Source organism: Paraburkholderia rhynchosiae (genome assembly GCF_002879865.1).
Lineage (GTDB): Bacteria > Pseudomonadota > Gammaproteobacteria > Burkholderiales > Burkholderiaceae > Paraburkholderia > Paraburkholderia rhynchosiae.
Window position 1 is genome coordinate 81,422 of record NZ_PNXY01000024.1, and the last position, 11,555, is coordinate 92,976.

Sequence of the window (11,555 nt, forward strand, 5' to 3'; positions counted from 1 at the left end):
CGCGGCGTCCCGCTGGAGCACCGCGCTGCGAAATCATCCGGCATCCGCCGCGCGCACCGCGCGGACGAATGCCGCCATCCGGGCGTGATCTTTCACGCCCTTGGCGCCCGCTACTTCGATGCCGCTCGAGACATCGACCGCGTAGGGGCGCACGCGATGGATCGCATCACTGACGTTTTGCGCGTTCAACCCACCACTCAAAACGGCCCGACGCGCGAGCTCTGCTGGAATAAGTGACCAATCGAAAACCTTCCCGCCGCCGCCATAGCCTTCGACATGGGTGTCGAACAGAAAGCCGTTGGCAGCTGAATAGTTGAGAGCCGATTCTACCAAATCGGCCGGTTGAGTATCCGCTGCAACGCGCAACGCGCGCAACCAAGGCAAACCCGCAACGCCAGCGAGCGATTCGCACTGGTCCGCCGTCTCGTCGCCATGGAACTGCAACAGCGAAAGCCCGACATTGCTGACGACTTCGCGCACCCAATCCGTCGTAGGGTTGACGAACAGACCGACCACCGACACGAACGGTGGAACGTCACGCACCAGTTCGACGGCCTGCGCGACGCTCACCGAGCGCGGGCTCGGCGGGTAGAACACGAGGCCGATGGCGTCGGCGCCGAGGTCGATCGCGTGACTCACGTCTGCCGGCTTCGACAGGCCGCACAGCTTGATGCGCGTGCGCCGCGGAATGGCTTGCTGCTCGCCGCCATTGCCTGCTTCGCTCGCGTGGTTGCCAGTCGCGAGGTTTCCGGTCGATTTCATGTTTGCGCTTGCTCGGTCCATACGTTACTCCAAGGCACACTGCCGGTCTGCGGCGCGGGCACGGCGAAGTGCTCAGGATAGCCCACCTGCGCCAGATACAACCCGTCCGGCATGAAGGTCGGCGCGGCGCGGTCGCGGTCGCGGCTCGCCAGTACCTCCGGCATCCATTCGGCGGGACGACGCCCTTTGCCGACGTAGACGAGGCATCCCATCAGGTTACGCACCATGTGATGCAGAAACGCGTTCGCCCTGAAGCGGAAATGGATGAAGTCGCCCTGTTGCTCAATGTCGATCTGATACAGCTGCTTGACTGGCGTTTTTGCCTGACATTGCGACGAGCGGAATGCCGAGAAGTCGTGTTCGCCGATCAAGTGAGTCGCCGCGGCGCGCATTGCGTCGATATCGAGCGATGTGTGCACCCACCCGGCCCGCGCCGCCAGCATCGGCGAGCGCACGGGATGCACGTACAGCACGTAGTAGTAAGTCCGCTCGAAAGCTGAAAACCGTGCGTGGAACGCCTCGGGCATCGGCTTGGCCCACTGTATCGAAATCGTCTTCGGCAAGAACGAATTCGTGCCGCGAACCCATGAGACTTCCGCCCGCTCCAGTTCCGTGTCGAAATGCACGACCTGGCCGAGTCCATGTACGCCCGTGTCGGTGCGACCGGCGACGACGGTATGCACAGGTGTCTGCGCGAACTCGCGCAGCGCCCGTTCAAGCTCGTCCTGAACCGTGTTGCCATGCGGCTGCGACTGCCATCCGCAGAACGCCGAACCGTCGTACTGAACGCCTAAAGCAATCCGCTTCACGACAATGGCGCGAGCGTCGAGAGCAACGCGCGCGCGTCATTGCGCGTGGCCGGATCGTTTGCCTCGATCACTTCGTTAATGAGCGTGCGTGCGCCGGCCAGATCGCCCAGCTCGATGTATTCGGCGGCCAGATCCAGCTTGTTGCGGGCGATGCGGGCCAGGTCGGCCGGCGTGAACGCCGGCAGCGGCTGTGCCGGACTCGGCGGCAACTCCAGGTCGAAGTCGAGCTTCAGCGCGCCAAAGCCTGCAGTACCCACGCCGCCGGCGCCAAGGCCAGCGACGGCGGCACGGCCGGCGGTGCCCGCCGCGATTTCGTCGGCGGTATGGGGCGCTTTGTCGGCGTCGTGCGGCGGAACGGCTTGCCGTGCGGTCGCCTCTGGGGACGCGACCGGCTGGCTGCTTGGCGTTTCCGATGCAGGTACAACTCCAGCGGCGGGTTCGACCCGCGGCGGCAACGGCATATCGAGACTGCCGAATGCGTCGACGGCGTCGCGTGGGAATTCTCTCGGTCCGTGCGCGTGGATGTTCGCTTCGTCGACCTGACCAGTCGTCGCCGGGGCTTGCGGGACCAACGGTTCCATCGGCTCGTCGGGCAACGGTTCGTCGTCCCATTCGAGACGGTGCGAAAGCGGTTCCGGCTCCCATGCCTCGTCGATCGGTTCGAGGGGCGCGCGCGGCAGGGCGTCGGCGCCTAGTTCGGCGGCGGCGTCGAGGCTCGCGGCCATCGTCGCGGCGTCCAGATTCTCGTGATGCGGCGGCGGGGCGAAATCGGTTTGCTTCGGCGCGGCGGGTTGTGCTTGCGACAGGTTGTGCTGCCCGATCAGATCAGCGTCTGCGGCCGAGAAGCCCGGGGACTGATGCGAAGCCGTTTGTTGTGCCGTTCGTAGGCCGTCGGCTGCTTGTTGTGCTGCGAGTTGGTCGGCTGCAGCGCGTTGTGCTGCCAAGTGCTCTGCCGATGCCTGTTCTGCTGGTGAGTGTTGTTCTGCAGCTTGTTGAGCCGCGGCTTTCTCCGCTGCTACGCTCTCCGTTGCCGTTTGCTCTGCCGCCAACTGCTCGGCTTCAGCCGCCTGTTCGGCCACAGCGCGATCCGCCGAAGTTCGTCCGGCCGCATCCTCCTCCGCTGCCTCGCGATCCGCAGCAGCGCCTTCCACAGCACCGTTTTCAGCCGTGCGTTCGGCCGCTGCCTGCTCAACAGTCCCGTGTTCAGCCGCACGCTCCGCCGCTTCCCGCGCCTCAGCCTCACGCGCAACCGCCGCACGAATTTCCGCCTCACGCTCCGCCGCTACACGTTCCGACATCTCACGAGCCGCAGCTTCGCCCTCGGCAGCCTCACGTTCGGCGGCGGCCATCGCGGCCGCTTGCTGGGCGGCGGCATCATTGGCGTCGTGCACCGCGCGCGGGACTTCCTGCTCGGGCCTGGCAATAGAATCTGCCGGCTCGACGGCCCGCGCCGCCGTACCGCCATCCGACGACGCTGCTTGCGCCTCGGCCATACGTTCGCGCTTACGCCGGCCAAGACGCAATGTGGTCAGCAGTACGACCAGCGCTGCGCCGACCGCCGCGCCCACCGCCAGGCTTGTCTGTGAAATGCCGGTCTGATTCGATGTGGAAATAGCAGCGGCAGCATGACCCGGCACGAGAGCCGCGGACGACGCGGCCGTCGCCGGTTGCGTACCAGTTGCCGAAGGCGCGACCGGCGCAGCCGATGACCCGCCGATGCCATGCTTCTGCAACTCCATCAGCACGCGATTCTTGAGCGCCAGCAATTGCTGCAAGCTCGACACCTTCGCGCGCGGCTGCGACGCGTCCATGCCCGCTGCTGCCGATGCGCCGGCGGCCGCCTCGCTCGCCGACGGCTGAACCGACCCGGCCCAAACATGCGTGCCGCTGGCAGCCGACGCCGGCTCTGAACCGCCCATGGGCGCCGACGACACAACACTACCCGTCGCAGCCGAACTTGCGTCGGTCGCCGCGCTGGCCGCGCCGTGAGCCGCGGGCGTCTCCGGCGTCGCATCGTGAGTGGCAGCACTTTGCGGGCTCGCACCGCCGCTCGCTGCCACTGCGGCATTCGACGACGAGCCACCAGTAGCCGTCGGCGCGGAAGCCGCAGTTGCCGCCGACGAAGCCGCCATCGCGCCCGACGCGTCCAGCACCGGCACTGTCAGGACTGCACCGAGCCGCAACCGGCTCGGGTCGCGGCCCATGAAGGCATTCGGATTTGCATCGAACAGCGCGCGCGCCGCGCGTGCGAGTGTGGCCCGGTCGTGTGATTGGGTAACGGCGATCGCCACGTCGTTCAGCGACTGGCCCGGCCGAACCGTGTATTGGCCGCCGGCTGTGTAAGACACGGAAGCGGACACCGAAGCGGCGTCAGGCGCGCTCGCGGCGTCGCCAGGCGCGGCCACCGCGCTCTGCACGCCGGCACCAGCCAGCATCAACGCCACAACGGCTGCCGCAAGGCGGCCCCTATCTGGGCGCACAAACATGGCCCGAAGGGAAGAGAGTCGAAGATTCATCGGGACTCCTGGCGCGTCAGCGCGCGGCCCTTTTTTGCAGTTATAAAAAGACAAGATATTCGGAGCACACAAATGAAAAAAGCGCCGCGCAAGCGCGACGCTTCTTGAGTTTTCTACGCGTCGTGAGCGCGTAGTTTACTTTACTTGTCGAGCACAATGCGAAGCATGCGGCGCAGCGGCTCGGCCGCGCCCCACAACAGCTGATCGCCGACCGTAAACGCCGACAGATATTCGCCGCCCATGGCCAACTTGCGCACACGGCCAACAGGCACCGTCAGCGTACCCGTGACGACTGCCGGCGACAGGTCACGCATCGACGCTTCACGCTCGTTCGGCACAACCTTGACCCAGTCGTTGCCCGAAGCAAGGATGCTGTTCACTTCGTCCAGCGGCACGTCCTTATTCAGCTTGATGGTCAGCGCCTGCGAGTGGCAGCGCATTGCGCCGATCCGCACGCACAGGCCGTCCACCGGGATCGAACCGGGCGTGCCCATGGCTGGCTTGCCGAGAATCTTGTTGGTCTCCGCGCCGCCCTTCCATTCTTCCTTCGACATACCGTTGCCGAGATCCTTGTCGATCCACGGAATCAGGGAGCCGGCGAGCGGCACGCCGAAGTTGTCGGTCGGCATGCGGTCGCTGTTCATGGCGGACAGCACACGGCGGTCGATATCCAGAATCGCCGACGAAGGGTCGGCCAGGTCTTCCTTGGCTGCGCCGTACAGCGTGCCCATTTGCTGCAGCAGTTCGCGCATGTTCTGCGCGCCTGCACCAGACGCGGCCTGGTATGTCATGGCCGTCATCCAGTCGACGAGGTTTTCGCGGAACAGGCCGCCGAGCGCCATCAGCATCAGGCTGACCGTGCAATTGCCGCCGATGAAATTCTTCTGCCCCTTGACCAGCGCGTTCTTGATCACGTCCAGGTTGACCGGATCGAGAATGATGACCGCGTCGTCTTTCATGCGCAGCGACGAAGCCGCGTCGATCCAGTAGCCGTTCCAGCCGGCCGCGCGCAGCTTCGGGAACACTTCGTTCGTGTAGTCACCGCCCTGGCAGGAGATGATGGCTTCGCACTTCTTCAGGTCTTCGATGCTTGTGGCATCTTTGAGCTTGGTCTCGTTCTTGGCAAACGACGGCGCGTTGCCGCCCGCGTTGCTGGTGCTGAAAAACACCGGTTCGATCAAGTCGAAATCGCCTTCCTGTTGCATGCGTTGCATCAGGACGCTGCCGACCATGCCGCGCCAACCTACGAGACCTACGTTCATGACTTCATACCCTTCGAGTGGAAACTTCCCCGCATCTTTGCCCGCAGTGACCGCGCGGGGAAGATGAGCGGGCACGACGGACGATCAGCGTTTCGTGATCGTTTTCGGGGTAATCGTTTTAATGGATGTTGCGGTGGTAATGGCGAGCTCAACCACACGGGCCGTTTTGCCGTGCAGTTTCGAAATCGAGGAGATTTGAGCTATCTGCGCCATCGCTACAATATACACGAAAACCGAAATCCGGCGACGTCATTGTCCGTCGCTGCCGTCCGTATTGTGTGCGAATCGGCCTTTTTAGAGGTCGATTCGCGTATTACAGGTCGTTTAGTGACCTGATTGCTGCTGCGTTAAGCGAGACGCGCACCCGAAAATCAGCCCGGGCGCGGGCCGTTTCGCAGCGCCGCGACGACGGCGTCGCCCATCGCGACCGTGCCGACCTGCTTGCAACCGGGCGTGAGAATGTCGCCGGTGCGGTAGCCCTGCTCGAGCACCTTTCTCACCGCATTTTCGATGCGATCCGCCTGGTCCGCTTTGTTCAGCGAATAACGCAGCATCATGGCAGCCGACAGGATCGTGGCCAGCGGATTCGCCACGCCCTTGCCCGCGATGTCTGGCGCTGAACCATGCGACGGCTCGTACAAGCCCTTGTTGTTCTTGTCTAGCGAAGCCGACGGCAGCATGCCGATCGAACCCGTGAGCATTGCGGCTTCGTCGGAGAGAATGTCGCCAAACATGTTGCCGGTCACGATCACGTCGAACGACTTGGGCGCCTTCACCAGTTGCATGGCGGCGTTGTCCACGTACATGTGCGACAACTCGACGTCCGCGTATTCCTTCGACACGTCGATCATCACGTCTTTCCAGAATTGCGACGTTTCGAGTACGTTGGCCTTGTCGACGGACGTCAGCTTCTTGCCGCGCTTTTGCGCCGCCTGAAACGCGACGTGCGCGATGCGGCGCACTTCAGGCTCCGAATACCGCATGGTGTCGAAGCCCTCCTTCGAGCCGGCGAACAGGCCGTCCGGCGCTTCGCGCACGCCGCGCGGCGCGCCGAAGTAAATGTCGCCGTTCAACTCGCGCACGATCAGAATGTCCAGGCCCGAAACGATCTCTTCCTTCAACGACGACGCGCCGGTCAGTTGCGGATAGCAGATCGCCGGCCGGAAGTTCGCGAACAGTTGCAGATGCTTGCGCAGACCAAGAATGGCCTGCTCGGGGCGCAACGCACGCTCGAGCTTGTCGTACTTCCAGTCGCCGACGGCGCCGAACAGGATCGCGTCGGCTTCCTTCGCGAGCGCGAGCGTGGAATCGGGCAGCGGATGGCCCTTCGCTTCGTAACCCGCGCCGCCAACCGGCGCTTCTTCGAGTTCGAACTTTTCGCCGAGTACGTTCAGAACCTTCACGGCCTCTTTGACGATTTCGGGACCGATGCCGTCGCCCGGCAACACTGCGATCTTCATGCGAATTCCTTAATGATTTTCTTCGAGACTTTGAGCCTGAATGAGCAAGCGCGCCTCACGCATTCAAGCGCCCAAGCTTCAACCGACGATGCGGTGAGCCAGCCACGGCTGCTTCGCAATACGCTCGGCTTCAAACTGGCGAATCTTGTCCGCGTGACGCAGCGTGAGGCCAATGTCGTCGAAACCGTTCAGCAGACAGTACTTGCGGAACGCCGCGACTTCGAACGGATACTCGGTGCCGCCGTCCGACGTGCGCACGACTTGCGCGTCGAGGTCGATGGTCAACTGGAAACCGTTGAACGCATACGTTTCGTTGAACAGGTGGTCGACTTGCTGTTCGGTCAGCACGATCGGCAACAAGCCGTTCTTGAAGCAGTTGTTATAGAAAATATCGGCGAAACTCGGCGCGATGATCGCGCGAAAGCCGTATTGCTGAAGCGCCCACGGCGCGTGCTCACGCGAGCTGCCGCAGCCGAAATTCTTGCGCGCCAGCAGCACCGAAGCGCCTTGATAACGCGGCTGGTTCAAAACGAAATCCGGATTCAGCGGACGCTTCGAATTGTCCTGGCCCGGCTCGCCGTGGTCGAGGTAACGCCACTCGTCGAACGCATTCGGACCGAAACCGGTGCGTTTGATCGACTTCAGGAATTGCTTGGGAATAATCGCGTCCGTGTCGACGTTCTCGCGATCGAGCGGCGCCACGACGCCGGTGTGTACGATGAATTTATCCATGACGCTTGCGCCTGTTTCAGGACCGGGCGATGCGCGCGGCGGCATGAAAGCCGCTCGCTGCATCGCCGGCAAAAATCAAAAACCGGTTATTTATCAGCGTGATTGCTGATCGAATTGCCGAGGTGCGACATGTCTTCCCCAAATCCGTGCACCGTGTTGCAGCCGGCCAGACCGAGCAGTAGCCCAGCCAGAGTACCGAGCGCGAAGCGGCGCAGTAGAGCGGTGCGATTCATGTTCTTCATCATGCGATTTATCCCAGCTTGCGAATATCGACGAAATGCCCTTCGATGGCGGCGGCTGCGGCCATTGCGGGGCTCACGAGGTGAGTGCGGCCACCGGCGCCCTGACGACCTTCGAAATTACGATTCGAAGTGGACGCGCAACGCTCGCCCGGATCCAGCCGGTCGGCGTTCATCGCGAGACACATCGAGCAACCCGGCTCACGCCATTCGAAGCCGGCGTCCGTGAATACCTTGTCGAGGCCTTCACGTTCCGCCTGCGCTTTCACCAGCCCCGAACCCGGTACGACCATGGCGAGACGGATGTTCGGCGCCACGCGGCGGCCCAGTTTCTTCACGACGTAAGCCGCGGCGCGGATGTCTTCAATGCGCGCGTTGGTACACGACCCGATGAAGATTTTATCCGGCTTGATGGACTCGATCGGCGCATTCGGTTCGAGCGCCATGTATTTGAGCGCGCGCTCCATCGCGTCGCGCTTGACCGGGTCTTTCTCGCGCTCGGGATCGGGCACGCGGCCGTCGATCGCGGTGACCATTTCCGGCGAGGTGCCCCACGTGACTTGCGGCACGATGTCCGCCGCATTCAGCTCGACCACGCGGTCGAACTGCGCGCCTTCGTCCGACTTGAACTGCTTCCAGTACTCGACAGCCTGATCCCACTCCGCGCCTTCCGGCGAGAACGGGCGGCCTTTCAGATAGTCGATTGTGGTGTCGTCGACAGCGACCATGCCAGCGCGCGCGCCCGCTTCGATCGCCATGTTGCAGACCGTCATGCGGCCTTCCATGGACAGCGAGCGAATTGTCGAGCCGCCGAACTCGATCGCGTAGCCGGTGCCGCCCGCCGTGCCGATCTTGCCGATGATTGCGAGCACGATGTCTTTTGCCGTGCAGCCGCGCGGCAGCGGGCCCTCGACCTTCACCAGCATATTCTTGCTCTTCTTCTGCAAGAGCGTTTGCGTGGCGAGCACGTGCTCGACTTCCGACGTGCCGATGCCATGCGCGAGCGCGCCGAACGCTCCGTGCGTGGACGTATGCGAGTCGCCGCAGACGATCGTCATTCCCGGCAGCGTGGCGCCCTGCTCCGGCCCGATGATGTGCACGATGCCCTGGCGCAGGTCATTCATCTTGAACTGCGTGATGCCGTAGGCGTCGCAGTTCGAATCGAGCGTGTCGACTTGCAACTTCGAAACCGGATCGGCGATGCCATGGCTGCGGTCCGTGGTCGGCACGTTGTGGTCGGAAACCGCGAGGTTCGCACTGATGCGCCACAGCGGACGCCCAGCCAGCTTCAGACCTTCGAACGCCTGAGGGCTAGTGACTTCGTGCAGCAGGTGACGGTCGATATAGAGAATCGTCGTGCCGTCTTCTTCCGTGTGGATCACGTGTGTGTTCCACAATTTGTCGTAGAGAGTCTGTGCCATGGTATGCGGGGTAGTGATGACTGCGGGCTGACTGTGTCGGTCGATTATGCCACGCGAAGTTCCGCTTTGGGCCGCCCTCGCATCGGAAAAAGCGATAAAAAACAGGGAGTTGGGTGGTAGTGCCGATACCTGTATCAACGTTACCCGGCACGCTTGCGTCGCGGCGTTGGTCCTTTGCAAAAGAAAACTGTTGCGGTGCAAACAAATCTGGTCTGCCGTTTTAACGGAAAGAAACCGTCGGCTGCAAACCCTGCGTACCGAACTTCTCCGCTGTATAAGTCGATCTGGCGGCATCACTGAACGCCGCCGCCCGCTTGACCGCCTGATTTTCCAGTGCCGCGCCCGTTGCAGCTCCGCCCATGCTCAAGGCAGCATACGCTATGGCCGCCGCTTGCGGGACCAATCCCAAGCTTCGCAATGCCTGTTCGCGATAATTCGATGCAGGATTACCGTTGACCAACTCAGTGAAGCCCGCGTTTGAGTAGTCCAAGCTCGTGCCAGCCACCGCTGCCCCAGCTGTGCACGCCACCACGCTCGCACAACCCGCCCCAATCGCCGCCGCAGCTGCCGCTGCGCCTGTCACGCCTTGCACTGCAGCTGCCGCACGATTACCAATCTGATACCGATCGTATTTATCGTTGAGCGAATCCAACGTGCCATAACCGTCGAAAGGTCCAGCCTGCTTCAGCGTGTTCTGCTCGGTTGTGTACCCTTGGCCGTCGTTCCGCATCTTCTGCAAAACCGTCTTGTTGGGATCGCTGTCCGGTACGCCATCCGCACAATGCACCAGCGCGCACTCAACAGCAGCCAACTTGTACTGCTCTTCTGCCGTCTTGCCCTTCTGCAAATCTTGCGGTTTCTGCTTCTCATCCGGATGCAACTGCCGGTTGTAAAGGTCAAGATCCGAGTGTGCCGCTAGAAATCCTTTGGGCGCTGCACCCCCCTTTCGTCCCGTATCGCACATATCACTTCGGACTGGAACGACAATACCCAATTGGCAATAGTCAATTTACAGACTGCCTCCAAAAAACAGTTCAACTGCGAACTACAGTCGGAGGAATGCGCTGTCACGTAAACAAACACGATGCCGCACCCGACTTTCCAGCTCAACCCGCCTACATGCTCCGCTCGAATATCGCGCCCGCCATCTTCACCTCAGGCGAACAAGAAGAACATGTTGGAAGATGGAAAGTTGCCCTCAAATCCGTTATCACGCTCGACCAGTTCATCGACACCGCAACTGGATAGAGTTGCTCGCACGTCCGCTTCTGACAAACGCGGGTCGGCTTCAAGTATCAACATGAAAGACATAACTATTTTCCAATGACAGTGACGACACCGTTCTTGATCACGGTAACGCCATTCAACCCTGCTACTGGGTTTCGCTGAAGGTACTGAGTCACCTGGGCGTCGGATAACGGCGAGTCCGCAAGGTTGATCACAATGTTAGGAGCCTGGGTGCTCCGGTACGTCGAGAACGGCACTTGGCCTATCTCGAATAACCCTTGCGAAAACGCGATCCGCCCATTCGTCGTCGGGCGCCGCTCATGGCTTTTTAGCGACACGGTTGCAGGGGCGAACGCAAGTGCAAACCTCTACAGCCTGATCGAAACCTGCAAAGCTGGGGGCGTCGATCCCTATCGCTACCTTCACTGGTTGTTCCAACGCCTTCCTGTGGCGAAGACCGTTGACGACTACGACGCCCTGCTTCCTTGGAAGATGCCCGCAGGCCTCCGCTGACCCGCTTTGCTGACACACATTACGCGCTCTGCCACCTTACTCGAGGGACGTCGTTCGTGGATCGCGTACGATCAATTGATCAATTCGACTAACGCACCGGCCGATCGGCAACACGACGCACATCGCGCTATTACCGACGAATGACTACGGCGCGCGGTCCAACGGAATCAGGGAATGCACAGCAGTGAGCACACCCGCAGGAAAGTCGCGCAAAGGCTCTTTTAGCCTTCGCGCGATGCTCATGCGACCGCTGGCGAATTGCTCCAACCGGAAGACAGCGGCATGTCGCTTCGCAGCCCCATAAGGGACGGTCCCGCGCTCGGGCCGGGTTTTCCGGTTGTCGGATTAGCTAATGACTTCCTTCACGTAAGTCACAAATTGGTTTCGTCCGGCTTCTTCTAAATGCAACCGACCGCAAGCAGGACAGCGGTATGTCGTGATCCCATTTTCCACAATCGTGTCGTAAAAGCCCTCATCACTCAACGCCTTTCCTTCGCTTAACACATCGCCTATTTCGTCGATTGTCTTTTCCGGAACAAGCGTCCATTCGCTGTCAGTTGTGCCACCAGACAAATTTATGATGTGACCACACCTACAAGTAAATTTTGACATTT

The 11,555-nt window shown here is 61.7% G+C and carries 11 protein-coding genes and 1 pseudogene; 1 reads left to right on the forward strand and 11 read right to left on the reverse strand.

Going from position 1 to position 11,555, the window contains the following annotated elements:
• Positions 1–33: 33 nt before the first annotated feature.
• From C0Z16_RS27085 to C0Z16_RS37840, 10 genes are all read right to left on the reverse strand, one after another.
• Positions 34–783 (reverse strand): phosphoribosylanthranilate isomerase, encoded by a 750-nt coding sequence (locus tag C0Z16_RS27085; RefSeq protein WP_102635136.1) that lies wholly within the window; start codon positions 781–783, stop codon positions 34–36.
• Entirely contained in the window at positions 759–1,571 is an 813-nt protein-coding gene (gene truA / locus C0Z16_RS27090) for a tRNA pseudouridine(38-40) synthase TruA (protein WP_102635137.1), read from the reverse strand. Before truA ends, C0Z16_RS27085 begins: the two co-directional genes overlap by 25 nt.
• Positions 1,568–4,087, reverse strand: a complete 2,520-nt coding sequence (locus C0Z16_RS27095) for a FimV/HubP family polar landmark protein (protein WP_102635138.1) — start codon at positions 4,085–4,087, stop codon at positions 1,568–1,570. The genes truA and C0Z16_RS27095 overlap by 4 nt, the downstream gene beginning before the upstream one ends.
• A 140-nt stretch (positions 4,088–4,227) precedes the next feature.
• Positions 4,228–5,349: an aspartate-semialdehyde dehydrogenase gene (gene asd / locus C0Z16_RS27100; protein WP_027805102.1), complete on the reverse strand. Its 1,122-nt coding sequence runs from the start codon at positions 5,347–5,349 to the stop codon at positions 4,228–4,230.
• Between the two features lie 371 nt (positions 5,350–5,720).
• Complete coding sequence (gene leuB, locus C0Z16_RS27105) at positions 5,721–6,809, reverse strand: 3-isopropylmalate dehydrogenase (protein ID WP_102635139.1); 1,089 nt, start codon at positions 6,807–6,809, stop codon at positions 5,721–5,723.
• 78 nt (positions 6,810–6,887) lie between these two features.
• Entirely contained in the window at positions 6,888–7,541 is a 654-nt protein-coding gene (gene leuD / locus C0Z16_RS27110; protein ID WP_102635156.1) for a 3-isopropylmalate dehydratase small subunit, read from the reverse strand.
• Between the two features lie 86 nt (positions 7,542–7,627).
• Positions 7,628–7,786, reverse strand: a complete 159-nt coding sequence (locus C0Z16_RS27115; RefSeq protein ID WP_102635140.1) for an entericidin A/B family lipoprotein — start codon at positions 7,784–7,786, stop codon at positions 7,628–7,630.
• Between the two features lie 5 nt (positions 7,787–7,791).
• The gene (gene leuC / locus C0Z16_RS27120; RefSeq protein ID WP_102635141.1) at positions 7,792–9,201 is read right to left on the reverse strand and encodes a 3-isopropylmalate dehydratase large subunit; all 1,410 of its coding nucleotides are present in this window, start codon (positions 9,199–9,201) and stop codon (positions 7,792–7,794) included.
• Between the two features lie 220 nt (positions 9,202–9,421).
• Positions 9,422–10,165, reverse strand: a complete 744-nt coding sequence (locus tag C0Z16_RS27125) for a hypothetical protein (protein ID WP_102635142.1) — start codon at positions 10,163–10,165, stop codon at positions 9,422–9,424.
• A 191-nt stretch (positions 10,166–10,356) separates the two neighbouring features.
• On the reverse strand, positions 10,357–10,512 hold the full coding sequence (locus tag C0Z16_RS37840) for a hypothetical protein (protein ID WP_158244524.1): 156 nt from the start codon (positions 10,510–10,512) through the stop codon (positions 10,357–10,359).
• Positions 10,513–10,665: 153 nt separating this feature from the next.
• Here C0Z16_RS37840 and C0Z16_RS27130 point away from each other — a divergent pair.
• Positions 10,666–10,941: pseudogene (locus C0Z16_RS27130) on the forward strand (transposase domain-containing protein); the annotation flags it as partial.
• 345 nt (positions 10,942–11,286) lie between these two features.
• Here C0Z16_RS27130 and C0Z16_RS27135 read toward each other — a convergent pair.
• Positions 11,287–11,553, reverse strand: coding sequence for a hypothetical protein (locus tag C0Z16_RS27135; protein ID WP_102635143.1), 267 nt, complete (start codon positions 11,551–11,553; stop codon positions 11,287–11,289).
• Positions 11,554–11,555 lie beyond the last annotated feature (2 nt).

What these genes read in the sequence shown, in the direction of transcription:
- C0Z16_RS27115 (WP_102635140.1), bottom strand. Translation starts at nt 7,786, where the DNA reads ATGATGAAGAACATGAATCGCACCGCTCTACTGCGCCGCTTCGCGCTC.
- asd (WP_027805102.1), bottom strand. Translation starts at nt 5,349, where the DNA reads ATGAACGTAGGTCTCGTAGGTTGGCGCGGCATGGTCGGCAGCGTCCTG.
- C0Z16_RS27085 (WP_102635136.1), bottom strand. Translation starts at nt 783, where the DNA reads ATGGACCGAGCAAGCGCAAACATGAAATCGACCGGAAACCTCGCGACT.
- leuD (WP_102635156.1), bottom strand. Translation starts at nt 7,541, where the DNA reads ATGGATAAATTCATCGTACACACCGGCGTCGTGGCGCCGCTCGATCGC.
- leuC (WP_102635141.1), bottom strand. Translation starts at nt 9,201, where the DNA reads ATGGCACAGACTCTCTACGACAAATTGTGGAACACACACGTGATCCAC.
- leuB (WP_102635139.1), bottom strand. Translation starts at nt 6,809, where the DNA reads ATGAAGATCGCAGTGTTGCCGGGCGACGGCATCGGTCCCGAAATCGTC.
- C0Z16_RS27125 (WP_102635142.1), bottom strand. Translation starts at nt 10,165, where the DNA reads ATGTGCGATACGGGACGAAAGGGGGGTGCAGCGCCCAAAGGATTTCTA.
- C0Z16_RS27095 (WP_102635138.1), bottom strand. Translation starts at nt 4,087, where the DNA reads ATGAATCTTCGACTCTCTTCCCTTCGGGCCATGTTTGTGCGCCCAGAT.
- C0Z16_RS37840 (WP_158244524.1), bottom strand. Translation starts at nt 10,512, where the DNA reads ATGTCTTTCATGTTGATACTTGAAGCCGACCCGCGTTTGTCAGAAGCG.
- C0Z16_RS27135 (WP_102635143.1), bottom strand. Translation starts at nt 11,553, where the DNA reads ATGTCAAAATTTACTTGTAGGTGTGGTCACATCATAAATTTGTCTGGT.